Source organism: Chromobacterium subtsugae, from assembly GCF_035919665.1.
In the GTDB taxonomy this organism is placed as follows: Bacteria; Pseudomonadota; Gammaproteobacteria; order Burkholderiales; family Chromobacteriaceae; genus Chromobacterium; species Chromobacterium subtsugae.
On sequence record NZ_CP142381.1, the window covers coordinates 2738906 to 2765681 of the forward strand.

Below are 26776 nucleotides of genomic sequence, written 5' to 3' on the forward strand. Positions count from 1 at the left end.
AGGGCAGGACGCATCCGACGCTCCCGCCTTCCCCGCCAGCGCAAGCCGTCCGCGCATCCCTCGCCAAGGTTTTAAGCCGCCGTTTGTCTGAGCGATTTGACGCTAGCAAATCGCGAGTTCGGCGGCGCCTTGGCGAGGGATGCGGGGGCGGGGTTTCGCCGCGCTGTCGGGGTCGCCTGGGGTTGTCAGGGGGCTGGCGAGACAGCTCCCTGACCTGCCTGCCGGGCAGCCCCGGCCATGAAAATCATCGCCCGCGCAGCGGACTCTCCGCTCCGTTCAAACCGGTAGCGCCATTTGCCGCCGCCCCGGCGCCCGCTACGTCGCCAGGTCCAGGTATTGCAGCACTAGGCCCTTGGACAACAGCGTCCAGCCGTCCAGCGCCACGAACAGCACCAGCTTGATCGGCACCGATATCGTCACCGGGCTCATCATCATCATCCCCAGCGCCAGCAGGATGCTGGAGATCACCAGGTCCACCACAACGAAGGGCAGGTACAGGTAAAAACCGATCTTGAACGCGCTCTTGATCTCGCTGAGCGCGTAGGCCGGCAGCAAGGCGAAGATGGATGGCTGTTCGTCCGCCGCGGCGCTGCCGGTTTCGCGCTCGGCGCGGTCGACCTGCGCCTTCTCGAAGAAACGGGTCAGTTCCGGGTCAGAATACTTCTGCAGATACGCGCGGTAGCCGTCCAGGCCGTTTTCGACGAAGTTGCTCACCGACTCCACGCTGGTGAAGCTGACTCGCTCTTCCTGGTAATAACCGTAAGCCTGCTGCGCGACGGGTAGCATCACGAACATCGACAGCATCAGCGCGATGCCGTTGAGCGTCATATTGGACGGCACCTGCTGCAGGCCCAGCGCGTTGCGCACCATCACGAACACGATGGAGAACTTGATGAAGCAGGTGCCCGACGCGATCAGGAACGGCAGCAGCGTGGAAAACGCCAGCAGCGCGATCAGCGAAATATCATTCGACATCGTCCGGCCCGTCCCGCCACTGCGTCACTTCCACGCCCAGCTGCCCATCCAGTTGCACCAGCTCGCCGCGGCCCAGCAAGGCGCCGTTGGCGCGCACCTCCACCTGGCGCTCGGCGCCGGCCTGCAACGGCAGCAGCCGGCCCTGGCACAGCTGCCGCAATTCGGCCAGCGTCACCCGGCTTTGCTGCAAGACGAACTCCAGCCGCACCGGCAATTGTTCGATATCGGCCAGCGCCGGCTCATCCCGCTCCGCCGCCTCTTCCATTTGCCATTCCATGATGATTCCTTCATCGGATCGTTGATAACGCCCCACCGTCCTGCCATGGCAGGCCACCAGGGACGCCGTTTGCTGGACCAGCAGCACATCGCCGCCGCGCACGCTGCGCAGCAGGGCTTGGCTGATGTGGCTATGCCCCAGGCCGAAAGCCAGCGGCGCAGACAGCCAGTCGAAACGCCTCGCCGGCATGGCGGCGGGCCGCGGCGCTTCCACCCTGGCCAGCCATACCGGCCCTTGCGGCGTGGCCACCCGCAACAGCGGCCGCTGCGGCAGTTCGCCGCCATCCCGTTCCGCGCCGGCGCGCAGCCGTCCGCGCGGCAGATCTGGCATAGGCCAATGCAGCGGCGCGGGGCTGGCGGCGATCAGGCGTCCGGCCTGCCGCTCCGCGCCAGCGCCGCTGGCCAGCACCGCCAGATCCGGCGCCATGCTCTCGAGCCAGGCGCGCGGCTCCAGCCAGCCCTGCCAGCGCCCGTCCTCGTCCGCCACTTCCAGCCAGCGGCCATGGCGCGGCGGATAGGCGATCTCCGCCTCCCAGCCCTGGCCGGCCCAGATTTCGGCCGCCTGGCGCAAGGCCAGCGTTTCGCCCTCCACTCGCCGCAGTTTCAACATCACGCGTCCTCCTCCGGCTCAGGCTGGCGGCCGTCGCGGCGCTGGCGCTCGCCGCCGTCCCGCGCCAGCTCCCAGCGCTGCGGGTCGCCATGCTGCCACTGCTCGCTCAGGCGCTGCTGCACCAGGCTGTCGGACGGCTGCAGCGTCAGCTGCGCGGCGCCCGGCCCGGACGGCAACTGCACATTGACCGAATGCTCGCCGCCCCAGCGCTGGAAGCGATAGGTCAGGCCGGCTTGCGGCTCCGCCGCCGCGGCTGGTTGCGGCGGCTGGCGCTCCATGCCCGGCGTTTGCGGCCGAGGCGTTTCCGCCCGCGGCGGCAGACCTGCTTCCGCCTCTTTCCGCGGCGCGGCGGGCAGGCTGGCCGGCTGCGCCGACGCTTCAGCCGCAACCGGCTTGTGCGGCTCATCCTTCAGCCGGCCAAGCGACGGGACTGCCGGCAGGTCAGACAAGGGGCTCTGCGGCGGGCTGGGCGGCATGCCGGCTGCGGCGGGCAAAGCCGCGCGCAAGTGCTCGTGCGACAAGGGCCCAAGCCGCCACGGTTCGGCCAGCGGCGCGGCGGGCAGCGCAGGCTGCGCCTTCTCCTTCAGGCCACCCTCGCCATGCGCGGCCGGACCGCTGGCCTCCTTGCCGCGCGGTTTCAGGCCCGGCTGCGGCGCGGCCGCGCCGGCATGGGCGGCGGCTTTCGCCGCCGCGGCGAGCGCCTGCTCCAGCGATGCGCGGCCACCGTCGCGGCGCGCCTCTTTCTCCACCGCTCCGCTCGCCGCCTTCATGCCCGCCACGGCAGGCTGAACGTCGGCGGCGCGGCGGCCATGCGCCGGCAGGCCGAGCGGCGGCAACGCCGGCGGCAACAGCGCGAAAACGCCGGTTTCAGGCAACGCGTCCTTGTCCTTGTCGCGCTCGCCCCCCGTTTCGTCCCGCGCCAGCCGGCCGGCCTGCCGCGCGAACGCGCCCGCCACGCCCTCGGCTTCCGCTTGCTGGGCCGGCGCCATCGCCGCCGGCGCGCTTGTCGGCATCACGCTTGCCATGTCGTCATCTCCTCTTGTTCGATTTCTTCCTGACGCAAGCCCAGCAAGCGCCGGCGCCGGCGTTGCAGCTGCATCCAGCGTTGGTATTTTTCTTCCTTGCGCAGCCACTGGCGGCGCAGCGCCGCCTGCCGCTCGCGCCGCTCCGCCAGCTGCAGCCGCTGTTCGCGCGCCTGCTCCCGCTGCAAGTCCAGGTTTTGCAGCTGGCGGCGCAGCACCGCCTGCTTGCGCAGCAGCGCGAACAGCTGGCCGCGGTCCAAGGCCGCGCCGGCTGGGCGCTGCGCCAGCAGCAGCCGGCGCAGGCCTTCGCCCTGGCCGTCCAGATCGCGCTGGCGCGCTTCCAGTTGCCCGTCCTCCCGCGCCAGCTGCGCCAGTTCGCTGTCGCAGCGCCGCTGTTCGGCCTGGCAACGCGACAACAGCGGCCCCAGCTCAATCGGCGAGCGCATGCAGGCCCGCCAGGGTGTCCGCCAGCGGCGAGCTTTCGTCCACGCCCTGGCGCAGCCAGCGCTGCAGCGGCGCGCGCGCGGCCAGCGCCCGGTCGTTGTCGGCGTTTTCGCCTGGCCGGTATTCGCCCAGGTCCAGAAACACCTGCAGCTCCTCCAGCCTGGCCATCAGGCCGCGCACCGCAGCGGCGCTGCGCCGGTGGTCTGCGTCCGTCACCTGGCCCGCCACCCGGCTGGCGCTCCTGAGCGCGTCTATCGCCGGGTAATGGCCCTGGCCGGCCAGCTTGCGGCTCAGATAGATGTGGCCGTCCAGGATGGAGCGGATCTCGTCAGCCATCGGGTCCGGCTCGTCGTCGCTCTCCAGCAATACGGTGTAAAAGGCGGTGATGCTGCCGCCGCGGGTGGCGCCCGGCCGCTCCAAGAGGCGCGGCAGGCTGTCGAACACCGAGGCCGGATAGCCGCGGCGGGCCGGCGGCTCGCCCGCCGCCAGCGCCACGTCGCGCAGCGCGCGGGCGTAGCGCGTCATCGAATCGACGAACAGCATCACTTTCTTGCCCTGGTCGCGGAAATGTTCCGCCACCGTGGTGGCCAGCAGCGCGGCGTTGCAGCGGTCCACCGAGGAAAAGTCGGACGTCGCGTATACCAGCACGCAGCGCCCGCGCCGCGGCGAGGCGCGCAGCGATTCGGCGAACTCGGTCACCTCGCGGCCGCGCTCGCCGATCAGGCCGATCACGAACACGTCGGCGTCGCCCTGTTCGATCAGCATGTGCATCAGCATGGTCTTGCCGCAGCCGGCGGCGGCGAAGATGCCGACGCGCTGGCCGACGCCGCAGGTCAGCAAGCCGTCTATCGCGCGCACGCCGGTGGCCAGCGGCTGGCGTATGCCCACCCGCTGCGAATACGGCGGCGGGTCGGCGTCGATGGCGCGTTCTTCGCCGCCGGCGCCCTCGGCCGGCGCGAAGCGTTCGACGATCCGCCCTGTCGGGTCCAGCACCGCGCCCAGCGCCGCCTCGCCCACCCAGGCCGACATCGCGCGGCCGCTAGGGGCCAGCACCGCCTCGCGCGACAGGCCGCGAGCGGCGCCGATCAGGCTGAGCACCGCGCGCTCGCGCTGGAAGCCCACCACCTGGGCGCGCGCCACAACCTCGCGGTCCTGCCAGCCGCGGCGGATGTCGCACAGCTCGCCTATCGCCACGCCGGGCAAGGCGGCTTCCAGAATGGGGCCGGACAGGCGCTGCGGGTTGGCCAGCCGGCGCAGCAGGCGCGGCGGCTTCATCGCAGCGTGAACTCGCAAAAACGCTCCAGGCTGTCGAAGAAGCCGTTCAGCGCCTCGGAAAAACGCGCGCCGTCGGCGAGGAATTCCGGATTGACCAACGCCTTCAGCTCCAGCGCGCCGTCGTTCAACGCCAGCTGCAATTGGCCGCCGCGGGCGTAGCCGCAGCCTTGCAGCAGCTCTTGCAGCAGGTCGCCGCCGCGCTGCGCCAGCGCCGCTTCGCCGTGCTCGGTCAGGCGCGCCCACAGCCAGACCTCGGCGTCCTGCGCGCCGACGTGGATGCTGGGCAGCTCATGCAGGTCCAACGCGATGGTGGAATGGTTGTCCAGCTCGCCCAGCATGGCCGGGTCGCAGCCGCTTTCCCGCAGCGCCGAGCGGACCAGTTGGGCGATATCCAGTGCGAACATAAGCTTGCCTCCTCTATTAGATGGTTTTGAGCACGTTCACCGACACGCTGTCGGCGATTTCGCCGAACGACACCACTTCCAGCTCGCGGAAGCGGGTTTCGACCAGTTTCTTGATGAAGCGGCGCACGTCCACCGAGGCCAGCAGCACCATGTCGCGGTGCGCCACGCCCAGGCCGTCCAGGCCCAGCGCGAACAGGTCCATCAGTTCGTCAGACGCCGCCGGCTCCAGGTTGAGAAAGGCGCCGGCCGAGGTTTGGCGCACGCCTTTTCGCACCAGGTCTTCCACTTCGGCCGACACCATCACCGCGCGCAACTCGCCGCCGCTGGCGAACTTGTGGCAGATGTAGCGCGCCAGCGCGCCGCGCACGTGCTCCACCAGGTTGATCACGTCCTTCTCGCGCGGCGCCCACAGCGCCAGCGCCTCCATGATCAGCTTCATGTTGCGCACCGAAATGCGCTCGGCCAGCAGCCGCTGCAGCACCTCGGCGATGCGCTGCACGGTGGCGTGGCGCAGCACTTCCTTCAGCAGGTCGGGGTATTTGCCTTCCAGCTGGTCCAGCATGTGTTTGGTTTCCTGCACGCCGAAGTATTCGTTGACGTGGCGCGCCAGCAGCGCGGCCAGGCAGTGGTAGAGCTCGTCCGGCGCGGCGCGCAGCTGGTAGCCCAGCGTGGCGAGCTTGTCGCCGTCGGCCGGCGCCACCCAGGCCTGGCCGTCGGCCAGCAGCGGCTGCATGCCCAGCGTTTCCACCTCGTCGGAGTAGTTGACCACCCGCTGCAGGTCGAAATGGATGGCGAACTCGTCGGCGCGGATCTCGTTGATCAGCACCGCCACGCGGTTGTCCGGCAGCTTGTCGTTGCCGCGCAGCAGCATGTCCGGCAGGCGCACGCCGTAGTCGATGAAAAACTGGCTGCGCAGGCGCTCGGCCAGTTGCGCCGCCTCCAGCGCGGCGAGCCGGCTTTTCGGCAGCAGCAGGATCAGCGGCACGGTTTCCGCCGCCACCTTGTCCAGGTTGCCGATCAGGCCCAGGCCGCCCTCGCGGGCGGCTGGCGTCGGCTCGGCTCCGCCGCTGGCGGCCGGAGCGGCCTTGCCGCCTGCCGCGCGGGCCTGGCGCCGCTTGTAGTAAAACAAGCCGCCCAGCGCCGCCGCCAGCACCAGGAACACCGGCAGCGGAAAGCCGGGCAGCATGCCCACCGCCAGCGCCAGCACCGCGGTCACCGCCAACACGAAGGGGTTGCCCAGCAGTTGGCTCATGATGCTGCGGCCCATATTGTCGCCGTCGCCGTTGACGCGGGTGACGATGAAGCCGGCGCTGATGGCGATCAAGAGCGCCGGAATCTGCGCGACCAGGCCGTCGCCTATGGTCAGCATGGTGTAGGTGGACAGCGCGGTGGACAGGTCCATGCCGTGCTGGCTCATGCCGACGGCGATGCCGCCGATGAAGTTGACGAAGATGATGATGATGCCGGCGATGGCGTCGCCCTTGATGAACTTCATCGCGCCGTCGAAAGAGCCGTACAGCTGGCTTTCGCGCTCCAGCACGCTGCGGCGCTCGCGCGCGCCGTCGGCGTCGATGATGCCGGCCTTGAGGTCGGCGTCTATGCTCATCTGCTTGCCGGGCATGCCGTCCAGCGAGAAGCGCGCCGCCACTTCGGCCACCCGTTCCGAGCCCTTGGTGATGACGATGAACTGCACCACGGTGACGATGGAGAACACCACGAAGCCCACCGCCAGGCTGTCGCCGATCACGAACTGGCCGAAGGTGGCGATGATCTCGCCGGCGTCGGCCTCGATCAGGATCAGCCGGCTGGTGCTGATCGACAGCGCCAGGCGGAACAGTGTGGTGATCAGCAGCACCGACGGAAAGGTGGAAAAGCTGAGGATGCGGTCGATATAGAACGAGCCCATGAACACCAGCACCGCCAGCACGATGTTCAGGCCGATCAGGAAGTCCACCAGATAGGTGGGCAGCGGGATGATCAGCATCGCGATGATCATCACCATCAACAGCAAGATCAGCAGTTCCGGCCGCGTGCGCGCGCCGTTCAGCAAGGAATTCAACACCAGGGCTCCATCCAGGGTAAGCCGGCGCGGCGCGCCGGGCGGTTAACTTTCGCGCCGTTTTTCCGCCAGTTCGCGGCGGTAGGCGACGCCGGCCAGCCGGCGGAACTCCTCCAGCAGCGCCGGCTGCCAGGCTTCGTCGGCGAACAGGCCGGGGGGCAACGCCTTGCAGGCCTGGTACAGCGTTTGCAACAGCGCGGAATGATCGGCGTGGCGGCTGAGCAGCGCGGCCTCGCCCACCGTGTCGGCCAGCAGCGCGTCGACGTCTTGCGGCTGCTGCAGCAGCGACAGCAGCAACAGCAGCCAGTCGGCTTCGGCGGGATTGAAGCGGCGCGCCAGCGGGTTGGCCAGCATCCGGCCGACGAACAGCGCGTCGGCCGAGCGCAGCGCCTTGAGCTGGCTGAGCCGGCCCAGCAGGCGGCCGAACTCCAGCCCGGAACAGCTGGGGTCTTGCGCGTCGATGTCGGCCAGCAGCGCGCCCTCGATGAAATCCAGCACCGCCGCGCGCCGCTGGCAGCCGTAGCTGGCCACCCAGTCCTGGTAGATTTCCGCCTCGGGGGCGTCGCTCTCCAGAAACTGCCGGTAGCTGGCGCGCAGCAGGCCGGGGCTGAGGTCCAGCGCCTTGCCGAACAGCCGCGCCTTCAACGCGCAATTGATGCCGGCCTTGAACGGCCGCGGCGCGGCCTGCTCCTCCACCTGCTTGAGCAGCGCCTTCAGCCGCTTGCGTTCCACCTCGTCCAGCTGGTGGCGGCGCAGCAGCTCGCGCAGCACCAGCGCCAGGTCGCTGTCGTCGGGAAACAGCGCGCGCGCCTGGCGCAGCAGCTCTTCCGCCGTCAGCCCGTGCGCCTTGGCCACTTGCAGCAGCTGGCGCGACTTGGGCAGCGCCTCTTCGTCCAGCACCCGCTCGAAGCTGTCGGCGAGGCCGCCCTGCTTCTTGTCGTAGTCGCGGCGGTTGCGGAACATCGTCAGCGCCGCCGCCATCTCATCGCTGGACTGCGCGAAGCGCTGCAGCTCGGCCGCCGGGCTGGCGTCCTCCGCCGCCTGCTGCGCCTCGGCCTGCCTCGCCTCGCTCTGGCGCACGGCGTCGCGCTGCGCTTCTTGCCGGGCCTGCTGCTTGGGGGAGCGCAGGCCTATGCTGAACACCGCGCGGTGGTTGATTTCCATCGCCGTCTAGCCGCCGTTCCGTTGTTCGCGGTCCAGATAGCCGCGCACCCATTGCTGCAGCGGGTCGGCATCGACGCCGGCGCCGCCGGGCAGTCCGCCCGACAGATCGCTGGCGTCCGGCATCAGCGGCTCGTCTATCTCGCGCGGCTGGATCAGGAATACCCGCACCGTGTTGGACTGGTTGCTGCGCTGATAGCGGAACAGGCCGCCCAGCAGCGGCAAGTCGCCCAACAAGGGCACTTTGGCTTGCTCCTTGTCGCTGGCGTCGCGGGTGTAGCCGCCTATCAGCAGGCTTTTGCCCTGCGGCACGCGCGCCACGGTGCTGATGCGGGTGCGGCCCACTTCCGGCAGGCCGGCGTCCTTGTTGTCCTGCGAATAGTCCGGCGCGCGGGTTTCGCGGCCGTCTTCTATGTTCAGCGACATCTCGATCTGGCCGTCGGCGGCGAAGCGCGGCAGCACGCTGACCAGCGTGCCGTAAGTGACATGCTGCAGATCGACGCTGCGCTCGCCCACCAGCTTGGCGTAGAAGGTGCGGTTGTTGTCGAAGATGGCCGGCACGTTTTCCTGGGTCAGCACCACCGGGCGCGACACCACATTGGCCTTGTTGTCGCGCGACAGCGCCATCACCGAGGCGATGAAGCGGGTGCCGTCCAGCGTGCTCAGCGAGCCGGACTGGTTGAAGGCCACGCCCAGCTTGTTGCCGACGCTGACGCTGCCGTTCCAGTTGACGCCCAACTGGTCCAGGTCGTCCTTCTGCATGTCTATGATCCACAACGACAGCTCGACATGGCGCTTGGCCACGTCCAGCGCCTGCGCCAGGCTCTCGATGAAGCGCACCTGCTCGGCGGTGCCCTTAACCAGCAGGCTGTTGGTGTCCGGATAGGCGATCACCCGGATGTCGCCGGCGGCGGCTTCCTGCTTCAGCGCCTCCGGCAGGCTGAGCCCGGCCGCGTACGGCGGCGGCTTCAGGTCGGCCGCGCCGGGAAAGTCGGGCATGGGCGGGATGTCGCCGCGGCGGGCCGGCGGCGCGGCCGCCACGTCGCGCACCGGCTTCTGTTCGCCCTCCAGCAGCTTTTCTATCACCGTGGCCATGCCGGGGATGGAGATTTTCTGATCGCGCAGCTCGTAATTGCGGTCGCTGACGAAGGTGTTGTTCAGCTTCACCACGCCTATCTTCTGCCGGCCCAGGTCCAGGCCGTCGCTCTGCTTGTCCATCATCGCCGCCGCGCTGCTCACCAGGTCGACGAACACCGGCGGGCCGGACACGTAGAAGGTGCCGCTGCGGCCGTCGCCGCGCAGCGGGTAGCGCTTGTCGTACAGGCCGGACTTGCGCAGGAAATCGTTGAAAGCGGACAAGGTCACGTTGCGCAGCGACAGCACCGCGCTGCGGGTTTCGCTGGCGTCATAAACATAGATGGCCTGGCCGTCGTGGTACCAGATCAGCCCCAGCTGCTGCGACATCTTTTCCAGCAGCGCCTGCGGGCTGGAAAGGTCGAAATCGCCGCTGACTTGCTTGCGCGCCGCCAGCTTGCTGACGATCACCGGCTTCTTCAGCCGCGATGACAGCGCGTCGAAAAAGGCGCGCAGGCTGTCTTTCCTGGCGACATAGCCGGCATCCTCGCCGGCGCGTTCGGCCGGCGGCGCGGCCAGGGCGCTGGCCGGCGGCAACGACAGGGCGCAGCCCAGACAGGCTGCGAGCAAAAGAGACTTGTTCATTTGGTGGCCAACTGGATGATATTGGACAACCCACGCGGAGAAACGCCGATCAGTCCCTTGATTTCATTGGAAAAATGCGATGACGACGCATAGCCGTGCTTGAGCGCCACCTGGGTCAGGCTGTCCCGCCCCTCCACCACGTCCAGCAACGAGCGGGCCATCCGCCAGTCGCGCAGCTCGGTCTTGGCCGCGCCGCCCAGCGCATTGCGGCACAGGCGGCGAAAGTGCGAGTAGGACACGCCGTAGCGTTCGCCCAGCTCTTGCAGCTTGTCGCCGCGCTCGGACTGCGCCAGCAGGAAGCGCACCAGCCAGTAGCTTTCGCTGCGCCTGAGCAAGGACAACAGCGCCTGGAACGGCTCGGACGGCGCCAGCACCTGGCGCAAAAACCAGTACTCGCAGCCGCGGCGGTCGGTCCAGACTTCGTCCTCGCCCAACGGCAGCAGCGCGCAACGGCATTCGCTGGCCTGCTGCTCGGCGTCCCGCGCCTCGTCGACGAAGGACAGCAGCTTGGTCAGCGCCTCGAGCCGCATAGGCTGGAAGCTCACGCCGCCGTCCAGCACGGTCAGCTCCAGCCGGTCCAGCAGCAGCAGGCCGCGCCAGCCGGCGGGCAGCTCCAGCATCTCGCCGCCCGATGCCCAGTCCAGGGCCAGGCGCGCGGCCCGGCCCTCCCGCGGTTGCAACAGCCAGGCCTCCTGGGACGCCACGCCGCGACTGGCGGCCGCGCCCAATGTTTCCAGCGGATTCAACACATCGTTATCTGTCATCGGTCCATGCCCGCTTGCGGGCTCGTGCTTGGATGACGGACAGTTTCGCCCAGCGTCCCGGGCGAATCCTGATGCGAATCTGATGGCCGGGCCGACATTGCCCGGCCGGCGTCCATCAGGCCATGCCCTTGGTCGCGCTTTGCTGCTGCTCTTCGGTTTCGAAGTTGACCAAGCCGTCGGGGAAACGGAAGTGGGAGTCCATCGCCGCCCAGAAATCATGGTTGCGGGTGTCGTCCTGGCTCCAGATGCGCTCCGCCAGCGATTGCGCGTCGCCGCGCGCGGCTTCCGGCCGGCCCTCGGCTTCGCGCAGCACGGCGTCGACATGGCCGCGCAGCGCGTTGGGGCCGGTGCCTTCGATGGTGCTCTTGTTGGCGCGGCTGAAGTAACGGTCGCCGGCGAATTCCGCGCCCTTCATCTGCTGGTAGTCTCGGCCGATCTTGTCGATGAAGCCGTCCAGCATCTTGCTGCCGGGGTGGCTGGCCAGCAGCGCGTTGGCGAAATACGGGGTGGCGCTGCCGCTGGCCTCGCGCTTGCCTTCGGCCAGACCCACCAGCATCAGGTCCGGGTGGGCGGACAACGCGCCGGCCAAGGGCTGCGTGCACTCCAGGTCGATATCGGCGTACACCCCGCCGTAGTTGTGCAGAATTTCATAGCGGGCGATGTCCGACGCCGCCGGATACGCGCCGTTGCGGCCGATGATTTCATGCTGGTAGGCGTCGCGGTTGCGCAGCTGGATATCGCCGGCATGGCTCAGGTCGCGCACTTTCACATTGGGCGCGTCGGCGAAGCCGGCCTGCAGGCGCTCCAGCGCGGCGACGTCGCGCTCGGCGCCGGCGGCGCAGCGGTCCCAGGCCTTGACGGTCTGGTCCAGGATCAGGCGGTCGGCCAACAGGAATTTCTCGTCGTTGCCGCGAACCAATTGGCGGAAGGCATCCAGCGCGGCGGCGGCATTGTCGCCGGTCACCTTGCCGCCCTGCGGCAGCAGCGCCTCGCGCCAGGCCTCATTCCCCGACGCCGCCAATTCCTTGTTCAATTCGCTCAGCGCCTGCTTCTGCGCGGCGCGCCCCAAGGCGCCGTCTTCCTTGCCCAGCGTGGCGGCCAACTGGCTGAACAGGCCGCGGAACAGCTTTTCCGCCTGGAAGGCGCCGGCATCGGGGAACAGCTTGTCCACCTGCTGGCGCACCTCGCGGTTGGCGGCGTAGGCGCCGAACTGCTTGGAATCCACCCACAGATTGACTTCAGAGCCCGGATTCTTGGCCGCCCATTGGCGCAGGTAGTCCTGCTGGGTCTGGCCGGGTTGCGACCCCACCCACACCATGTGGATCTGATTCGGCACCGGCTTGAAGTCGGCCTTGTCGTAAACCTGGGCAAAGCTGCGGACAGCTTGGGCCTGATCGGCTGCGGACGAAGAAGACAACGGACGGGATGGTTGAAGACTGGAAATGTGCATGACGGCTCCTGGTTGGGATCAACGAACTGACCAGGAATATTGGAATACAGCCGGCCCGCCGGCGCTTACAAAAAGCGCTCAAGCGGGCCGGCAAAACCATCATGGCGGTTCGCTCACGCCGGCAGCGGCAGCTCCACCAGGCCGGGGAAGGACAGCTTGTCCGCCTGCCACAGCGGGTATTGCCGCTGCAGCAGGGCTTCCAGCGCCGCGCCTGCCGCGTCGAAGCCGCCCGAGCCGGAGGCGAAGGCGCGCATCGCGGCGAAGAAGCGCTCGCCGAAGCCGTCTTGCGGCTGGCGCGCCAGAAAATACCCCGCCTCTTGATGCACGGCGGCGCCGTCGTCGGCCAGTTGCCGGAACAGGCCCGACAGCGCCTCCCGCTGCGACTCGCGCAGCGCCGGCCAGCGCTCGGGCTCGCCCACCGCCTGCAGGTGTAGATAATGCATCATCGGCGCGCTCAGGCTGTTGTCGCCCCAACGCTCATGCAACACCGCGCTTGAGGACGCTCCGGCGCTCAAACCCAGCTCCAGCGACACGCCCGGCTGCAACGGCACGCCGCCGGACAGCGCGGCCGAACCGTCCACGCTGGCGCTCACCCTGGCCAGTTGCAGCCGGTAGCCGGCGGCTGCGGCCGGGAAGTCGGCCTGGCGCTGGTATTGCGGCTGGTAGAAGCGCAGCAGCAGCGTGACGCCCGCGCCGGTCTGCGCGCTCAATTGCGACTGCGCGCCCGCCAACGCCGCCGGCAGCTGATCGGCCAGGCCATGCGGCGCCAGTTGCGCCAGCAGCGCGTCCTTCAGCTTGTCCAGCGCGCCAGCGTCGCCCAGGCTGCCGGACAAGGTGACGCGCACATCCTTGTAGCTGCCGGCGCGCGCCGGATTGGGATGAACCCGTTCGCGCTCGGTCAAGGACGCTTCCGCCTTCACCCCCAGCGGGCCGATGCCGCCGCCCAGGTCCAGCGCGTAGCTGCGGTCGCGGATCTGCAGAGCCAGGGTGTCGCGGAAGCTCACCCGCTCGGCCAGCGCCGCGGCGTCATGGCGAATCGGCGGCGCGTACAAGCCGGGCGCGGCTTCCAACAAGGCCGCGCGGGCATCGTCCGCGCCCTCCCGCCGCCCCGCCGCCAGCAACAGCGCGGCATGCGCCAGCGCCATGTTCGCCAGCGCGTCCTCGCGGCTTTTTCCCTGCCAGCTGGCCAGAATGGATTTTTCCACCTGCGCGCCGCCTTCGCGGCGGCCGATGCCGGCATCCAGCTGCCGCGCCACCGCGCAGAAATGCTCGAACTCCGCCGCCAGCCGGCCGACGGCCGACTTCAACGCCTCGGGCGGGCAATCCGCCAGCCGCAGCCCGCCGGTCAAACGGCTGAGCGGCCGCGCGCCCGGCTTGTCGCCCACTTGGTCGAACAGCGCCTGCGCCTTTTGCTCGATGCCGGCCAGCCGCTGCGCCGCCACCACTGGGTCGCGCGCCGCGCCCGCTTCGGCCGCGACGCCCTGCCAGAACGGCGTCAGCGCGTCGGCCCGGATGTCGATGCGCTCCAGCGCCGCGCCGACGCCGGCGCTCAAGCCGGCCGCCGCCGCGCGCGCGCTGACGGCGCCGCGGATAGCCACCGATTCGCCGCCCGGCAACACCGGCACCCGCGCGCCAGGCAGCGCGGCGGAAGCATCGCGCCGCCCCAGCCAGCCCAGCAGCACCGCCACCCGCTGCTGCTGATCGCCCGCCTGTTGCTGCAAGCGGTGGTAATGGCGCAGCTCGTTGCCGTGTCCGGGGCGGAACAGCCGGATCAGCGCGCCCACCACGGTTCGGGCGCTGACGCCCAGCGTTTCGCGGCGCGAACCGTGCCCCAGTTGCTCGGCCCGCAGATGGACAAATGCCTTGGCGCTGTTGAATTCGGTGAAGCGGGTGACCTGGCGCCGCCCTTCCGCCGCTCCCGACAGCGTGGCCGCGCCGACGCCGGCCTTCACCCCGGCCTGAACCGATACCGCATGGCCGCGGTTCTGGAATACGAAACCCTCGTCGTCGTTATCCATGCCGCGGCTCAGGTTCGCGCCCAGGCCTACCGTCGCCTTGGCGCCGAGGCCGCCCTCGCCCAGGCCGATGCCGACGCCCACCGATACGCCCAGATGCCTTTCGCTGGCCGCTCCCGGCTGATCGAAACGCAAAAACTGCGGCAGCAATTGCCGTTCGACATCGGCGCGCGCCAGCTGCGCCCAGGCGGCCTGCCCCTGCAAGGCCAGGCGGCGGCTCAGCTCGCCCAGCGGGCTGTCGGCCGGCAATTTTTCCGCCAGCTTCTCCAGTTGCAGCGACAGCTTCGCGCATTCGCGGATGTCCAGCGCGTCGCCGCTGCCTTCGCGCAGCGCCTGGCGCAGGTTCTGCAAAATGGCCACGCTGTCCGACGTCAGGCGATGGCTGGCATTCCCCAGCCGCAGCGTCGCCGCCCAGCGCGGCCGCGGCGCGGGCTCGGCCAGGCGGCGCGCTTCGTCCGTCATCGCCCGCAGCACCTCGCGCATGCCCTGGCGCTGCAGGCGCAGTTCGGCATCCGCCAGTTTGATCTCCGCCCCGCGCGGCATGGCCGCGCGCCTCTCCGGCCGGCCGGCCGCGCCGCGCAGCGCCCGCCCCAAGTTCGCCGCCGGGGCGGCTTCGCCGTCCGGCAATGCGCGAAACCCGCGCAGCGTGGCGGCGCCGTTCGCGCCGATTGCATCCAGCATGGTGTTCTCCTCAGGCGCCGCGCGCGCCGATCAGGCTGGCCGCCAACGCCAGCCGGTTGCCCCGTTCCAGCGCCTGGCTCAAGCCATCCAGCCGCTGCGCCAACTGCCCCGCCTGCGCTTGCTGGCGCGACGGAAGCCCGGCGTCGCCGGACAGCTGGCGCAGCATGGCGCCGGCGCCATCCAGATCGCGCCGCAGCCCGTCCAGGCAAGATTGAAAACCGCCGACCTGGCTGCCGGCCATCGCCGGCTGGGGCCGCGCTTGCGGCGACATGCCGCAGCCGCGGCAGCGCTGGGCCAGGCCGGACGCCGCCGCGCCGTGGGACGCCTGCCGCGCTTCGGCCAACGGATACGGCCTGGCGGCCCCGGACACTCCATTCACCATGTTCTCGACTCCTGCCCGGCTTGGCCCGGGCGACAGTTTGCGATCGGCGCGTCCCGCATCCATGCAGGCGGCCCAGCGTCAAATTAACGCAGGCCGCGCGCCGCGACTTGCATAAAACGCCCTTCGCGCCCGGTCGTTTTTCAGACTTTTCCCATTTGTAGCAAGCAGACCCTCGCGTAGTATTCCTACTCTAAATGTTGAATTCCGTGATCCAACCGGCGGCAAGTCATTCAATTCAATAGAGATGACCGCCACTCTTCCTCGCCACGCCATCGCTCTGGACGTTTTTTGCAAGCCGCATCCGCGCATGCATAAGTACCATGCACTATCCGTTTTTATGATGCGAAGATAAATACAAGAACCGGCACAGATCACTCGAACACATCCAGATAACAACACGCGACATGCCGCGACGCTGCGGGGAAACAGCAGGCGCGGCGGCGGTCGACTCGATTCCTGCGGCCCGCCCGCACGGTTGTCGCGCCCCGCGCGCAAGAGGAACTGAAGATGGCGTTACACAACGATGGCTTCATCAATCGGCAATTCGTCTTTGGCGATTTTGTCCTGCGCTTCGACGGCGCGCTGGTTCACCGCGAACAGCAGCTCAGCATTCCGCCCAAGGAGCTGGCGGTGCTGACCGCCCTGCTGGAAGCCGCTGGCGAGCTGGTGAGCAAGGACTCGCTGCTGGACCGGGTCTGGCCGGACGGCGACGTCAACGAGGAGTCGCTCACCCGCTGCATCTACGCGTTGCGCCGCATCCTGCTGGAAGGCAAGGACAACCGCTACATAGACACCGTCTACGGCAAGGGCTACCGTTTCTGCCGTCCGGTGGCGGTGGTGTCGCGCCCGACGCCCAACGCGGAAAAGTGCACGATGGCGGTGCTGCCCTTTCGCACCGACGGCCAACTGGACGCGCTGGAGCTGCACGCGGCGCTGGTGCAATGCCTGTCGCGCTATTCGCCGTTCGGCCTGATCGTGCTGCCGGCCACCATCACCCGCAATTGCAGCGACGTCGCCGACATCATGTCGCTGATCGACCAACTGCGCCCCGACTACTACCTGGCCGGACAAGTGCGCCGCCATGGCGGCGCGTCGCAACTGCAGATCGAGCTGGTGCGCGCCGACGGCCACCAGCTGGTGCATCACGAAAGCATGGAGCTGGGTCCGGGCCAGCCCATCGCCGCGCTCCACAGCCGGCTGGCCAGCCTGCTGCCGCAACGCATTCCCGGCCTGCGCTGGAAACAGGGCAACGCCAGCGAGCTGGATTCGCTGGACCTCGCCGTGGCCTACCTCAACAGCCGCCACCAACTGCAGCGCCACACCCCCTCCAGCCTGCGCCAGGCGCTGACCATGCTGCACCAGTGCGTCAGCGGCAACCCCAGCCACGCGCTGCCTTACTGCAGCCTGGCCGAGTGCTACCTGACCCTGGCTCAACTGGGCTTGTTCGACCAGGCGCTGGCGCTGGAGGAGGCGCAGCAGGCAGTCAACAAGGCGATCGCGCTGGAAGCGGGCCATCCGCAAGCCATGGGCTTGCTGGCCCTGCTCAGCAGCATGCGCGCGCAAATCGCGGTGGCCGACGCTCTGTTCGAGCAGGCGCGCCTGCTGGCGCCGGATTCGCTGGACATCCACTACTACCACGCCTGGCACCTGTTTCTGTCCAACCGGCTGGAGCAGGCGCAGCAGGCGGTGGACGCCTGTCTGGCGCGCGACCCTTCCCGCATCGCCGCCGGCATCCTCAAACTGTGGCTTACCTATTGCCAGCACCGCGTCGACGACGCGGTGGCGCTGGGCAAAAGCCAGCTCTGCCAATACGGCCAGGACCACCCGGTGCTGCAGAGCATGCTGGCGCTGATGCTGGCGGTGCAAGGCCAGCACGCCCAGGCAGAAGAGCTGGCGGCAGCGGTGCGCGCCTCCGGCGAGGAGTGCGGCCTGCTGGCGGCCAACTGTTGCTACGTGCGCCACTGCAGCCAGGGCGAAGCCGCCCGGCCGCAGCTGCTGGACTTCCTGGCCAAGGTGGACAGCCGCCAGGTCCGCTCCGGCCTGCTGCCGCTGATCCTGGCCCTACACGGCCGCGAGGCCGCGCTGCAATTGCTGGGTCAATTGCAGGCCGAGCGCTACCTGTGGCTGCGCGCCTGGCGGCACGACCCGCGGCTGGCCTCGCTGTTTCAGCAGCCGCTGCCGGAGGCCGCGTGAGCCGCGCCTGGCTGGCCGGCGCCGCGCTGCTGTGCGCGCTGCCCGCCCATGCCGACTGCTGGGAGCAGGCCGGCCGGATGTTCAATATCGAGCCCGACCTGCTGTACGCCATCGCCGAGCAGGAATCCGGCCTACGGCCCGACGCCGCCGGCCGCAACCGCGACGGCAGCCGCGACCTGGGCCTGATGCAAATCAACAGCCTGCACCTGCCGCGGCTGCGCCAGCTGGGCGTGGACGAGAAGCGGCTGCTGGGCGACGCCTGTCTGTCTGTGATCGTCGGCGCCTCCATCCTGTCGGACATGATGAAACGCTACGGCTACTCCTGGGAGGCGGTGGGCGCCTACAACGCCGGCGTCGGCCCCGAACGCCGAACCTTGCGCATGCGCTACGCCCATCAGGTGTGGCAGCGCTACCAGCGGCTGCGCGCCAGCCGCTGACAACGATTCACCCCTTGAATGGCGGCCGCAGCCCTGCGTGGGCGGGCCGCCATCTTTTTTTGCCGAATCTGATCGCGCCATCGGAATTTGATCGGCTTTCCATCAGGAAGCGCGGACGGGCCAGCGCTACAGTGGCGGCAACAACGCAGATCAGCAAAGAGCCCATGGCCGTAGAAGACACCCACACCAGCGCAAGCGCCGCCATCGTGGCGCGCCTGCTCAACAGCCCCCTGCGCGGCTGCGAATTCCCGTTGCCGGCAGGCCGGACCCTGTTCGTGGTCGGCCCCGAGCCGATGCCGGACAGCGCCGCGACGCTGCCCGAGCTGCCCGCCGACACCCTGTACGTGCCGCTGGCGCAAGGCGGCGTCAATTTCGAACTGCAGGCGGCAGACGGCCGGGTTTCCATTCGCCAGCTGGGCGAGCATGCGGCGGACGCCTATCCGGCCGAACTCAACCGGGCGCTGAAAATCGGCGAGCTGGAGCTGGCGCTGCGGCATCCGGGGCAAGCCTGGGCTGAGGACATTCTGCTGCATCCGCAAGCCGCCGCGCCGGCGGCCGAGCGCCCGGACCGCGCCCGCCGTCCAGCCTGGCCTGCCGCGCTGGCCATCGTTCTGCTGGCGGCGCTGGCCGGCGGCGCCTACTGGCTGTGGGACACGCCGCAAAGACAGGCGGCGCAGCTGTCCGCGCTGCTGGGACGCGACGCGCAACGCTTCCAGGTGCTGCCGGGTCGCGACGGCGCGTTCTACGTCGCCGCCGCCGACGACCGCGACGCCGCCTGGGCGCGGCAGGCGCTGCTGCGCGGCGGCGGCCTGGCCCGGGTCATCAATCCGCGGCGGGAAAACGAACGCATCGACCGCTGGCTGGCCGACTCCCGGCCCGGCCTGGCCTATTACCGGCTGCAGCTGGACGACCCGCGCCGCCCCCAGCTCTGGACCAGCCTGCAGCGCAGCGCGCTGAGCGCGGCGGACACGGCGGCGCTCAGCCGGCAATTGGCGGGCCAGCTGCCTTACGCCGAGCGGGTGGACATCGTCCCGATGGACGACGCCGCCGCCGCGCGCGAGGCGGAGGCGGGGCTGACGCGGCAGGCGCTGCCCTTCAGCCGCAACAAGCACCCCGACAGCGTCACCTTCGTGATAGAGGGCGCGCTGGACGACGGCGAACTGCAGCGCGCGCGCCAATTCGTGGACGGCTACTACCGGCAATGGGGCAGCCGCTACGTGCAGTTCGCCACAGAATTGAAGGACGACTGGCTCAAGGGCAAGTCCTTCAAGTACGGCGACCAGGGCTACGTGAAGATGGAAACCGGCCACTGGTATTTTCCCAAGCCACTTTGACCACAAGGACCCACTAGCTATGGCAAAAATCGATTTTCCCTGGAGCGGTTATCTGGACGAAACCTCCGCCAAGTTCGACGAAGGCGTGAAGAACATGCACAAACAGGTGGAGGATGCGCTGGCGGCGCTGAAGGACAAGCCGTCCGATCCCGAACTGCTGGCGCAATACCAGAGCAAGCTGTCCGAGTACAACCTGTACCGCAACGCGCAATCCAACGCGGTGAAGGCGTTCAAGGACATCGACGCCGCCATCATCCAGAACTTCCGTTAACCCGCGCCGCCGGCCCGCGCCGGCGGCCTCCCCAGGAGCCACCCATGAATCCCATCGGCGCCTCTCAACTGCACGCGCTGGCGCAATCCGGCGACCTCACCCGCGGCGAAGACCGGCTGGTTTCGCTGGAAGAGCGGCTGATTCAGGCGTTTTCCCGCTCGGCCGTCAGCGCCGGCATGGAAAAAGACGCCATCCTGCAAAAGCTGGAGCAGCCGGAAATCATCACCAACCCGGCCGAGCTGTTCGAGCTGCAGCAACGCACCTCCAATTACAACCTGGAGGTGTCGATGATCAGCACCCTGTCCCGCAAGACCGTGGGCGCGGTGGAAAGCCTGCTGCGCTCATGATGCGCGCCAGCCTGAAAGCCGCGCTGCTGGCGCTGCTGTTGGCCGGCTGCCAGCAAAAAGACCTGCTCAAGGGCCTGGATCAGCAGCAAGCCAACGAAGTGGTGGCGGTGCTGCAGCGCCACAACATAGAAGCCGACAAGACCGACCGCGGCAAGACCGGATTCAGCATCGCCGTGGCCCAGCCCGATTTCGCCGCCGCGGTGGACTGGCTGCGCATCTACAACCTGCCGTCGCGCCCGAGGGTGGAGGTGGCGCAGATGTTCCCCGCCGACTCGCTGGTGTCGTCGCCGCGCGCGGAAAAGGCGCGGCTGTACTCCGCGCTGGAACAGCGGTTGGAGCAGTCGCTGCAGACCATGGACGGCATACTGTCTGCCCGGGTGCATGTCAGCTACGACCTGGACGGCGGCGAAGCCGGCCGGACAGCCCAGCCCATGCACATCTCCGCGCTGGCGGTGTACGACAGCGAGGCCGATCCCGCCGCCATGATCAACAACATCAAGCGTTTCCTGAAAAACAGCTTCGCCGAAGTGGAGTACGACAACATCTCCGTGGTGCTGTCGCGCCGCGGCGAAGCGCAGCAACAGCCGCCCGGCCCGCGGCGCGATGAAGGCCAGAGCGGCGCCGCCTGGTGGCTGGCGGGCTTGGCCGCCCTGCTGGCGCTGGCGGGCGCTGCCGGCTGGTTCTGGCATCGCCGCCGCCCCCCCGCGCCGGCGACGGCGCCCGCCCCTGCCGCGGGAGAGTCGCATGGCTGACACCGGCCTGGGGAGCCAGGCCTGCGCCATCCTGTTCGACCCGCTCGGCTATCTGCACCGCGAACGCCTGAGCCTGCCGGACGAGATGCGCGGCGGCGGCCAGCGCGCCGCCGTCAACGACATGCTGATCGCCGCCTACCGGCTGGACACCGCCTGGCCGGCGGGGCCGCACAGCCACGCCACCCGGCAATGGCTGCGCCACTGGGCGCGGCTGCCGCAAGCGGCCTACCTGATGGGCTGCCAGCTGCTGCGGCCCTCGCTGGCCAGGCAGGGCGCGCTGCTGCGCCTGCCGCCGTGGGCGCGGGATTTTGCCGCCATGCCGCTGGCCGCACCCGCCGCGCCGGCGCTGCCCCGCGCGCCGGATCATGCCGATCTGCTGGCCGCGGGCTACGGCCAGCTGCTGGCCTGGAGCGGCCAGTTGCCGCGCGCGCTGGTACAAAGACTGCCGCTGCTGTTTCCGCCCGCAGCCGTGCTGGCCGCCAGGCCCGCCGCGCTGCCCGATCCCTTGCTACTGACCTTGGCCTTGCAACATGCCCAGAGACATCCCCATTCCCCATCGTTCCTGCATTGAAGAAGGCGTGTTGATCCGCAGCCAGCGGCTTGGCCAGGCCGCCCGGCTCGGCCGGCTGGACGGCCAGGCGCGCCAGCGCGCGCAAGTTTTGCTGCGCGAAGCCCGGCGCGAAGCCGACGCCATTCGGCAGCAGGCATGCCAGGAAGGCTACCGGCAGGGCATGCGGGAGGCGCTGGGCCAAGTGGCGGCGCATCTCGCCGACAGCCGCGCGCTGGCCGAACAGTGGCGGCTGCGATTGGGCGCCGAGGCCCGCGCCATGCTGTCCGCCGCGGTGGACCACCCCGACACGCTGCTGCTGCTGCTGGACGAATGGCTGCGCGCGCAGGACGGCGCGCGCAGCGACGTGCTGACGCTGCAGTTGCCGTCGCGCGCCAAGGCGCTGCAGCCGCGGCTGATGGCGCTGTTGGCGGAGCACTGGCCAGGCGCGATACGCATCGACTATCACTCCGAGCCGCGCTTCGTCATGCGCTGCGCCGACCAAGCCGCCGAATTCGAGCCGGAGCAATACGTGGAATCGGCATCGCGGCAATTATTGCAGGCCCTGGACGGCTTGCAGGAGGACTGCCGCCGGATCGCGGCCGATTCGCTGGCGCATCTGCTGCGGGAGCGGGAACGCAACCCAGAATCGGAATCCGCTCCCGCCGCCGCCCGGCAAGGAGACGCTGAATGATATCGCCGCTGTCCGCCCCATCGCCCTATTCGGCCGCGACACCCGAGCCGGACGCCCCGGTCTCTCTGCAGCAAAGGCTGGCCGCCGCCGCATCCGAAACGCCGCAGACCCGCCCGACCGGCAAGTGGCCCGATTACGACACCGACCCCAAGGCCATGGCCTTTCTCGCGGCGTTGCAGCAACTTCCGCCCGCGCTTTCGGACGCGCAAGCCGACAAGCAGGCGCAGATCGACGCCATCGCCAAACTGCTGCGCGACTTCCAATACCCCGCGGACAGCGCGGCCTTCGTCACGCTGGAAGAGCAAAGCGCCATCCTGCAACGCACGCTGGCCCGGCTGGGAGAAACCTCGCCGCTGCACGCCCCGCTGATGGCGGTGATGCTGGGCACCAGCAACCTGCAGTTCCAGATGAAAAAGTGGATGCAGGACGTGGTGTTGTCGGACGGCACGCCGCCGGAATTCGACGAATGGTGATGCCGCGCCGCGTCCCCAGCCCAAGCTGACCCCGCCTCGCGCCCCGCCTTTTCCCAAGCCTCGCCAGCCATCTACCTGTACTTAAGGGCAGAGCAGGAACCGGGCAAGCTGCTAATCAGAAAGCACTGCCCGGCGCCCGCCCGTCACTTCACCGCGGGTTGCCGCGCACGTCCCCTGCCTTTTTCAATTTCCGAGAGAAAGCGAACATGAGCGCACAACCCGTCCACACCGTCATGCCTTACGGCGCCGCCATTCAGCAAGCCATCAGCGAAGGCAGCCTGTCCCAGATGAAGCAACTCCACCAGCAAAGCGAGCAGTATCTGAACGATCTGCGCGCTCAGCTCAAGGAACTGGAAAACGAAATTTCCCGCCTGGAAAGGCGCTAAGCCGATTCCGGCATCATCGTCCACTTGCGGAGGCTCTATGTCAGGCAACACTCAGGCTCTTGAAGGACTGTTTCCGGTCAGCTACATCATCACCACCGGCGCGCCCGGCGCCCAGAACCTGCAACTGAATCTGCTGGTGAACAGCGCCGGCGAAACGGTGACCGGCACCGCGCACATCACCCAGGCCACCAACCCGCCGCTGGATCTGCACTCGGACGTGCGGGGGCAATTCACCTATCTGACCATCATGCCGCCGAGCGAAGGCCGGATTCTGATCACCGCGCAAGGCAACCCCGGCGGCCCCCACTCCAACGCCGCCGTCAACTTCAAGATCCACCTGGTGCTGGAGCACGACTGGAAAAAAGGCGTGGCCAACTACAGCTATTTCAACGGCCAGCAGTGGGTGGAAGTCGAAAACGCGCCGGCCAAGCTGAACGACAAGCTGCAATCGCGCCGCCACCCTGAAATTCCGCTGGAACCCGGCCCGGTCATTCCGTCCGGCGGCCGCGTCATCCCGCTTTACGGCGTCCCTATCCAAAGCGCCATCGCCAGCGGCGACCTGACCCATATGAAAACCCTGGCCAACCTGGCCCAGCAGCAGCTGGACAGCAGGCCGCAGCTGGAAGCGGCGCTGGCCGAACTGAAGGCGGAAATCTCCAAGCTGGGCGGCTAAAGAGGCGCGGCCTCGTCCCTACACGATTCCTCCAATGACCAAGGAGCACTCCATGTCAGCAGCAGGGCTGTTTCATACCCGCCTCACCGTCGCCTCGCCCAACCTCGGCGCCCCCGTTCTGACCCTCGACCTGGTGGTGGACACCGTCAGCAAAAAGGTTGCCGGCGCCGCCCAGATCTTCCAGAGCACCAATCCGCCGGTGCAATTCCACGCCAATGTCTGGGGCCACTACACCCAGGCCAAGCTCGACAAGGCCACCGAGCACCACATCGTGCTGTCGCTGGAAGGCAGTCCCAGCTCGCCCAACAGCATGATCGCCGAGACCTTCAATCTGCAAGGCATCCTGGAGCAAGACTGGACAAAAGGCTACGCCAGCTACCGTTTCTTCTATCAGAGCGCATGGCACAGCGTTGTCCATGCCGTGGTGACCGAAGACAAGCTGGCTCCGGGCAAGCAGCCGCACGCCGGCAACCATGCCCGCCACCATCCGGTGATGCCGCTGTACGCCGCCGCGCTGCAGCAGTCCCGCGGCAGCACCGATGTCGCCCAGCTCAAGGCCTTGGCCAGCCAGGCTGAGGAACAGCTGAAACAGCACGACAATATTCAAAACGCGCTGACCCAGCTCAAAGGCGAAATCATCCGTCTGGAAAAACAGCAGTAAGCCTCCCTCGCGCCGGCCCAGGCCATCGGGCCGGCGCCCTGCCAAGGACACACTGATGCAAGAGAGCGCCGCCATCCGCCCTGCCCGCTATCTCAGCGACGACGATTTCAAGCGCTACACGCCGGTGCACGTGGTGTGGGAAATCACGCTGGCCTGCGACCTGAAATGCCTACACTGCGGCTCGCGCGCAGGCCACCGCCGCCCTGATGAGCTGAACACCGAAGAATGCCTGCAGGTCATAGACTCGCTGGCCGCGCTGGGCACCCGCGAAATCACGCTGATCGGCGGCGAAGCCTATCTGCGCAAGGACTGGGCGCAGCTGATACGCGCCATCCGCAGCCACGGCATGTACTGCGCGGTCCAGACTGGCGGGCGCAACCTCAATCCGGCCCGGTTGCAGCAGGCGCTGGACGCGGGGCTGAACGGAATCGGCGTTTCGCTGGACGGGCTGGCGCCGCTGCATGACAAGGTGCGCAATGTGCCGGGCTCGTTCGACAAGGCCGTGGACGCGCTGCGCCGCGCCAAGGCTGCCGGCCTCGCCGTCAGCGTCAACACTCAGATCGGCGCAGCCACCATGCCGGACCTGCCCGAGCTGATGGAAACGATCATCGACATCGGCGCCACCCACTGGCAGATCCAGCTGACCGTGGCGATGGGCAATGCGGTGGACAACGACCAGCTGCTGCTGCAGCCCTATCAATTGCAGGAGCTGATGCCGCTGCTCGCCCGCCTGTACAAGTCTGGGCTGGAACGCGGCCTCCTGATGAACGTAGGCAACAATATCGGCTATTACGGCCCTTACGAGCACCTGTGGCGCGGCTTCGGCGACGAGCGCGTGCACTGGACCGGCTGCGCCGCCGGCCAGACCGTGATGGCGCTGGAGGCCGACGGCACCGTCAAAGGCTGCCCGTCGCTGGCCACGGTAGGCTTCTCCGGCGGCAATGTCCGCGACATGACGCTGGCTGACATCTGGCAGCATAGCGAGGGCATGCACTTTGGCCGGCTGCGCTCGGTCGACGACCTGTGGGGCTACTGCCGCGGCTGCTACTACAACGACGTCTGCCGCGGCGGCTGTACTTGGACTTCCCACTCGCTGCTGGGCAAGCCGGGCAATAACCCTTACTGCCACTATCGCGTGCTGGACCTGCAGAAGAAAGGCCTGCGGGAGCGCATCGTCAAGTTGCAGGACGCCGCCCAGGCCTCGTTCGCGGTCGGTCGCTTCGACCTGATCACCGAGGAGATCGCCACCGGGAAAGTGGTCAGCCAGATCAGCCGCAACGGACAGGTGATAGAGCTGACATGGAAAAATCAGGGCAAGCGCGCGCCCGAAATCGGCCAGCCGCCGGCTACGCTGTCCATCTGCCGCAGTTGCAAGCAATACATCCACCCGGAAGAAAAGACCTGTCCGCATTGCGCCGCCGATCTGGCGGCGGCCGAAAGCGCCTATCGACAGGAAGAAGCGAACAGGCGGCAAATCGTCGACCGGCTGCAGCGCCTGCTAGGCATCGGCGCCTAACTGCCGAGGGCCGGCGCGCTCCCGCCAGCCGGCCCACGGCCGCCCTCCTCCCTCACGCCATTGGAAACGGTTTCCCCGGAGCGGCGGCATCCCTTACAATCCGGCCCAACTCACCAAGCCAGACTGTCATGCTGCCCGACATCCCCCCGCAGTCCTCCCACAACGCCTCGCCGCTGCTGATCCAGGCGCAATCCGACACCCAAGCGGTGCTGGCTTGGTTGGCCGAGCACACTGGCAGCGCCGCCACCCTGGCCAGTTACCGCAAGGAATCGGAACGCCTGCTGCTGTGGCTGGCCAGCCGCGGCCAAAAACTGGCCCAGGTGCGGCGCGAAGACGTGCTGGACTATCAACGCTTCCTCGCCGCGCCGCACCCGGCCGAACAATGGATAGGCCCGCCCCGCCCGCGCAGCCATCCGCACTGGAAGCCGTTCAGCAAGGGGCTGACGCCGCACAGCGCCGCACATAGCCTGACTGTGCTCGGCGCGATGTTCAGCTATCTGAACGACGCCGGCTATCTGAACGGCAACCCGTTCAAGCTGCTGCGCCGCCGCGCGCCGCGCCAGACCGCGGAAGTGGAACGTTTTCTCGATGGCGAATGCTGGCGGCACATCCAGGCCACGCTGGATAGGCTGCCGCGTGACACGGCAAAGGCAGTTCGCCACGCCGAGCGGGCGCAGTGGCTGTTCACCCTGCTGTACCTGACTGGAGCCCGCCGCAGCGAAGTGGCCGGCGCCGTCGCGGGCGACCTCGCGCGCCGCCACGGCAACTGGTGGTGGAACGTGGTAGGCAAGGGCGGCGTGCGCGCCCGCATCCCGCTGTCGGATGAGTTGATGGCCGCCTATGGCCATTACCGCCAGACACTGGACCTACCCGCCGACATCGGCATTGGCGACGATACCCCCCTGGTCTGCCGCATCGGCGCGAAGAACCGCGCGGAGCCGTTGTCGGACAAAGCAATTTACCTGATCTGCAAAGAGGTGTTCGCCCGCGCCCTGCAACACGCGCCGAACGACGAAACCCGCGCCCGACTGGCGCGCGCCAGCACCCACTGGCTGCGGCACACCGCCGCCAGCCACCAGCTGGAAGCCGGCGTTCCCTTGCTGCTGGTCAGCCAGAACCTGCGCCATGCCAGCATCCAAACCACTCGCCGCTACCTTCACAGCGAAGAAGACGCCCGGCACCAGGCCAGCCGGCTGCACCGCCTCAAGCCAGAAGACTGAAAGCCTCCCCCTTCCCATGCCGCGGCTTTGAGCGT

General features: G+C 68.4%; 27 protein-coding genes. 14 read left to right on the forward strand and 13 right to left on the reverse strand.

The window, feature by feature from the left end; translation table 11 throughout:
- Positions 1 to 315: 315 nt before the first annotated feature.
- The 13 genes from U6115_RS13135 to U6115_RS13195 all read right to left on the reverse strand — a co-directional run bounded on the left by U6115_RS13135 (position 316) and on the right by U6115_RS13195 (position 15237).
- On the reverse strand, positions 316 to 975 hold the full coding sequence (locus U6115_RS13135) for an EscR/YscR/HrcR family type III secretion system export apparatus protein (protein WP_043572072.1): 660 nt from the start codon (positions 973 to 975) through the stop codon (positions 316 to 318).
- On the reverse strand, positions 965 to 1861 hold the full coding sequence (locus U6115_RS13140) for a YscQ/HrcQ family type III secretion apparatus protein (protein WP_047257635.1): 897 nt from the start codon (positions 1859 to 1861) through the stop codon (positions 965 to 967). The genes U6115_RS13135 and U6115_RS13140 overlap by 11 nt, the downstream gene beginning before the upstream one ends.
- Complete coding sequence (locus tag U6115_RS13145) at positions 1861 to 2886, reverse strand: SpaN/EivJ family type III secretion system needle length determinant (protein WP_047236241.1); 1026 nt, start codon at positions 2884 to 2886, stop codon at positions 1861 to 1863. The genes U6115_RS13140 and U6115_RS13145 overlap by 1 nt, the downstream gene beginning before the upstream one ends.
- On the reverse strand, positions 2874 to 3329 hold the full coding sequence (locus tag U6115_RS13150) for a hypothetical protein (RefSeq protein WP_047236240.1): 456 nt from the start codon (positions 3327 to 3329) through the stop codon (positions 2874 to 2876). Before U6115_RS13150 ends, U6115_RS13145 begins: the two co-directional genes overlap by 13 nt.
- Complete coding sequence (sctN, locus tag U6115_RS13155) at positions 3313 to 4620, reverse strand: type III secretion system ATPase SctN (protein WP_279625440.1); 1308 nt, start codon at positions 4618 to 4620, stop codon at positions 3313 to 3315. The genes U6115_RS13150 and sctN overlap by 17 nt, the downstream gene beginning before the upstream one ends.
- Positions 4599 to 5006, reverse strand: coding sequence for an SPI-1 type III secretion system chaperone SpaK (gene spaK / locus U6115_RS13160; RefSeq protein ID WP_043572066.1), 408 nt, complete (start codon positions 5004 to 5006; stop codon positions 4599 to 4601). Before spaK ends, sctN begins: the two co-directional genes overlap by 22 nt.
- 16 nt (positions 5007 to 5022) lie before the next feature.
- Complete coding sequence (locus U6115_RS13165) at positions 5023 to 7068, reverse strand: EscV/YscV/HrcV family type III secretion system export apparatus protein (protein ID WP_043572064.1); 2046 nt, start codon at positions 7066 to 7068, stop codon at positions 5023 to 5025.
- Between the two features lie 42 nt (positions 7069 to 7110).
- On the reverse strand, positions 7111 to 8229 hold the full coding sequence (locus U6115_RS13170; protein WP_043572061.1) for a YopN/LcrE/InvE/MxiC type III secretion system gatekeeper: 1119 nt from the start codon (positions 8227 to 8229) through the stop codon (positions 7111 to 7113).
- A 6-nt stretch (positions 8230 to 8235) separates the two neighbouring features.
- On the reverse strand, positions 8236 to 9945 hold the full coding sequence (gene sctC, locus U6115_RS13175) for a type III secretion system outer membrane ring subunit SctC (protein WP_043572059.1): 1710 nt from the start codon (positions 9943 to 9945) through the stop codon (positions 8236 to 8238).
- The gene (gene invF / locus U6115_RS13180) at positions 9942 to 10709 is read right to left on the reverse strand and encodes an AraC family transcriptional regulator InvF (RefSeq protein ID WP_230623322.1); all 768 of its coding nucleotides are present in this window, start codon (positions 10707 to 10709) and stop codon (positions 9942 to 9944) included. The genes sctC and invF overlap by 4 nt, the downstream gene beginning before the upstream one ends.
- A gap of 115 nt (positions 10710 to 10824) precedes the next feature.
- A complete protein-coding gene (locus tag U6115_RS13185) occupies positions 10825 to 12159 on the reverse strand; it encodes a TcdA/TcdB catalytic glycosyltransferase domain-containing protein (RefSeq protein WP_080770142.1) in 1335 nt (444 codons plus the stop codon).
- A 113-nt stretch (positions 12160 to 12272) separates the two neighbouring features.
- Positions 12273 to 14855 (reverse strand): hypothetical protein, encoded by a 2583-nt coding sequence (locus U6115_RS13190; RefSeq protein ID WP_043572054.1) that lies wholly within the window; start codon positions 14853 to 14855, stop codon positions 12273 to 12275.
- 10 nt (positions 14856 to 14865) lie between these two features.
- Positions 14866 to 15237, reverse strand: a complete 372-nt coding sequence (locus U6115_RS13195) for a hypothetical protein (RefSeq protein ID WP_043572053.1) — start codon at positions 15235 to 15237, stop codon at positions 14866 to 14868.
- A gap of 507 nt (positions 15238 to 15744) precedes the next feature.
- Here U6115_RS13195 and U6115_RS13200 point away from each other — a divergent pair.
- The 14 genes from U6115_RS13200 (at position 15745) to U6115_RS13265 (ending at position 26741) form a co-directional block, all read left to right on the forward strand.
- Positions 15745 to 17430 (forward strand): HilA/EilA family virulence transcriptional regulator, encoded by a 1686-nt coding sequence (locus U6115_RS13200; protein ID WP_043572051.1) that lies wholly within the window; start codon positions 15745 to 15747, stop codon positions 17428 to 17430.
- Positions 17427 to 17867, forward strand: a complete 441-nt coding sequence (iagB, locus tag U6115_RS13205; protein WP_047236234.1) for a type III secretion system invasion protein IagB — start codon at positions 17427 to 17429, stop codon at positions 17865 to 17867. The genes U6115_RS13200 and iagB overlap by 4 nt, the downstream gene beginning before the upstream one ends.
- Before the next feature lie 164 nt (positions 17868 to 18031).
- Positions 18032 to 19201, forward strand: a complete 1170-nt coding sequence (locus U6115_RS13210; protein ID WP_043572049.1) for a PrgH/EprH family type III secretion apparatus protein — start codon at positions 18032 to 18034, stop codon at positions 19199 to 19201.
- 19 nt (positions 19202 to 19220) lie between these two features.
- Positions 19221 to 19472 (forward strand): type III secretion system needle complex protein, encoded by a 252-nt coding sequence (locus U6115_RS13215; protein WP_043572047.1) that lies wholly within the window; start codon positions 19221 to 19223, stop codon positions 19470 to 19472.
- A gap of 44 nt (positions 19473 to 19516) precedes the next feature.
- On the forward strand, positions 19517 to 19819 hold the full coding sequence (gene sctI / locus U6115_RS13220; protein WP_043572045.1) for a type III secretion system inner rod subunit SctI: 303 nt from the start codon (positions 19517 to 19519) through the stop codon (positions 19817 to 19819).
- Positions 19816 to 20571 carry an EscJ/YscJ/HrcJ family type III secretion inner membrane ring protein gene (locus U6115_RS13225; RefSeq protein WP_047243325.1) on the forward strand — a complete coding sequence of 252 codons (756 nt, stop codon included), beginning with the start codon at positions 19816 to 19818 and terminating at the stop codon, positions 20569 to 20571. Before sctI ends, U6115_RS13225 begins: the two co-directional genes overlap by 4 nt.
- A complete protein-coding gene (locus U6115_RS13230) occupies positions 20564 to 21142 on the forward strand; it encodes a type III secretion apparatus protein OrgA/MxiK (RefSeq protein WP_047243326.1) in 579 nt (192 codons plus the stop codon). Before U6115_RS13225 ends, U6115_RS13230 begins: the two co-directional genes overlap by 8 nt.
- Entirely contained in the window at positions 21102 to 21812 is a 711-nt protein-coding gene (locus U6115_RS13235; RefSeq protein WP_047243327.1) for a hypothetical protein, read from the forward strand. Before U6115_RS13230 ends, U6115_RS13235 begins: the two co-directional genes overlap by 41 nt.
- Positions 21809 to 22285, forward strand: coding sequence for a hypothetical protein (locus U6115_RS13240; protein ID WP_052257896.1), 477 nt, complete (start codon positions 21809 to 21811; stop codon positions 22283 to 22285). The genes U6115_RS13235 and U6115_RS13240 overlap by 4 nt, the downstream gene beginning before the upstream one ends.
- A 206-nt stretch (positions 22286 to 22491) precedes the next feature.
- Positions 22492 to 22671, forward strand: coding sequence for a DUF1843 domain-containing protein (locus tag U6115_RS13245; protein ID WP_043572043.1), 180 nt, complete (start codon positions 22492 to 22494; stop codon positions 22669 to 22671).
- A 37-nt stretch (positions 22672 to 22708) separates the two neighbouring features.
- The gene (locus U6115_RS13250; RefSeq protein ID WP_043572041.1) at positions 22709 to 23344 is read left to right on the forward strand and encodes a DUF1842 domain-containing protein; all 636 of its coding nucleotides are present in this window, start codon (positions 22709 to 22711) and stop codon (positions 23342 to 23344) included.
- A 52-nt stretch (positions 23345 to 23396) separates the two neighbouring features.
- Complete coding sequence (locus U6115_RS13255) at positions 23397 to 24005, forward strand: DUF1842 domain-containing protein (RefSeq protein WP_043572526.1); 609 nt, start codon at positions 23397 to 23399, stop codon at positions 24003 to 24005.
- A 55-nt stretch (positions 24006 to 24060) separates the two neighbouring features.
- A complete protein-coding gene (locus U6115_RS13260) occupies positions 24061 to 25521 on the forward strand; it encodes a GDL motif peptide-associated radical SAM/SPASM maturase (RefSeq protein WP_043572039.1) in 1461 nt (486 codons plus the stop codon).
- Between the two features lie 128 nt (positions 25522 to 25649).
- A complete protein-coding gene (locus tag U6115_RS13265; protein ID WP_043572037.1) occupies positions 25650 to 26741 on the forward strand; it encodes a tyrosine-type recombinase/integrase in 1092 nt (363 codons plus the stop codon).
- Positions 26742 to 26776 lie beyond the last annotated feature (35 nt).

What these genes read in the sequence shown, in the direction of transcription:
- U6115_RS13135 (WP_043572072.1), bottom strand. Translation starts at nt 975, where the DNA reads ATGTCGAATGATATTTCGCTGATCGCGCTGCTGGCGTTTTCCACGCTG.
- U6115_RS13140 (WP_047257635.1), bottom strand. Translation starts at nt 1,861, where the DNA reads ATGTTGAAACTGCGGCGAGTGGAGGGCGAAACGCTGGCCTTGCGCCAG.
- U6115_RS13145 (WP_047236241.1), bottom strand. Translation starts at nt 2,886, where the DNA reads ATGGCAAGCGTGATGCCGACAAGCGCGCCGGCGGCGATGGCGCCGGCC.
- U6115_RS13150 (WP_047236240.1), bottom strand. Translation starts at nt 3,329, where the DNA reads ATGCGCTCGCCGATTGAGCTGGGGCCGCTGTTGTCGCGTTGCCAGGCC.
- spaK (WP_043572066.1), bottom strand. Translation starts at nt 5,006, where the DNA reads ATGTTCGCACTGGATATCGCCCAACTGGTCCGCTCGGCGCTGCGGGAA.
- U6115_RS13170 (WP_043572061.1), bottom strand. Translation starts at nt 8,229, where the DNA reads ATGGAAATCAACCACCGCGCGGTGTTCAGCATAGGCCTGCGCTCCCCC.
- sctC (WP_043572059.1), bottom strand. Translation starts at nt 9,945, where the DNA reads ATGAACAAGTCTCTTTTGCTCGCAGCCTGTCTGGGCTGCGCCCTGTCG.
- invF (WP_230623322.1), bottom strand. Translation starts at nt 10,709, where the DNA reads ATGACAGATAACGATGTGTTGAATCCGCTGGAAACATTGGGCGCGGCC.
- U6115_RS13185 (WP_080770142.1), bottom strand. Translation starts at nt 12,159, where the DNA reads ATGCACATTTCCAGTCTTCAACCATCCCGTCCGTTGTCTTCTTCGTCC.
- U6115_RS13190 (WP_043572054.1), bottom strand. Translation starts at nt 14,855, where the DNA reads ATGCTGGATGCAATCGGCGCGAACGGCGCCGCCACGCTGCGCGGGTTT.
- U6115_RS13195 (WP_043572053.1), bottom strand. Translation starts at nt 15,237, where the DNA reads ATGGTGAATGGAGTGTCCGGGGCCGCCAGGCCGTATCCGTTGGCCGAA.
- U6115_RS13200 (WP_043572051.1), top strand. Translation starts at nt 15,745, where the DNA reads ATGGCGTTACACAACGATGGCTTCATCAATCGGCAATTCGTCTTTGGC.
- U6115_RS13210 (WP_043572049.1), top strand. Translation starts at nt 18,032, where the DNA reads ATGGCCGTAGAAGACACCCACACCAGCGCAAGCGCCGCCATCGTGGCG.
- U6115_RS13215 (WP_043572047.1), top strand. Translation starts at nt 19,221, where the DNA reads ATGGCAAAAATCGATTTTCCCTGGAGCGGTTATCTGGACGAAACCTCC.
- sctI (WP_043572045.1), top strand. Translation starts at nt 19,517, where the DNA reads ATGAATCCCATCGGCGCCTCTCAACTGCACGCGCTGGCGCAATCCGGC.
- U6115_RS13225 (WP_047243325.1), top strand. Translation starts at nt 19,816, where the DNA reads ATGATGCGCGCCAGCCTGAAAGCCGCGCTGCTGGCGCTGCTGTTGGCC.
- U6115_RS13230 (WP_047243326.1), top strand. Translation starts at nt 20,564, where the DNA reads ATGGCTGACACCGGCCTGGGGAGCCAGGCCTGCGCCATCCTGTTCGAC.
- U6115_RS13235 (WP_047243327.1), top strand. Translation starts at nt 21,102, where the DNA reads ATGCCCAGAGACATCCCCATTCCCCATCGTTCCTGCATTGAAGAAGGC.
- U6115_RS13240 (WP_052257896.1), top strand. Translation starts at nt 21,809, where the DNA reads ATGATATCGCCGCTGTCCGCCCCATCGCCCTATTCGGCCGCGACACCC.
- U6115_RS13245 (WP_043572043.1), top strand. Translation starts at nt 22,492, where the DNA reads ATGAGCGCACAACCCGTCCACACCGTCATGCCTTACGGCGCCGCCATT.
- U6115_RS13250 (WP_043572041.1), top strand. Translation starts at nt 22,709, where the DNA reads ATGTCAGGCAACACTCAGGCTCTTGAAGGACTGTTTCCGGTCAGCTAC.
- U6115_RS13255 (WP_043572526.1), top strand. Translation starts at nt 23,397, where the DNA reads ATGTCAGCAGCAGGGCTGTTTCATACCCGCCTCACCGTCGCCTCGCCC.
- U6115_RS13260 (WP_043572039.1), top strand. Translation starts at nt 24,061, where the DNA reads ATGCAAGAGAGCGCCGCCATCCGCCCTGCCCGCTATCTCAGCGACGAC.
- U6115_RS13265 (WP_043572037.1), top strand. Translation starts at nt 25,650, where the DNA reads ATGCTGCCCGACATCCCCCCGCAGTCCTCCCACAACGCCTCGCCGCTG.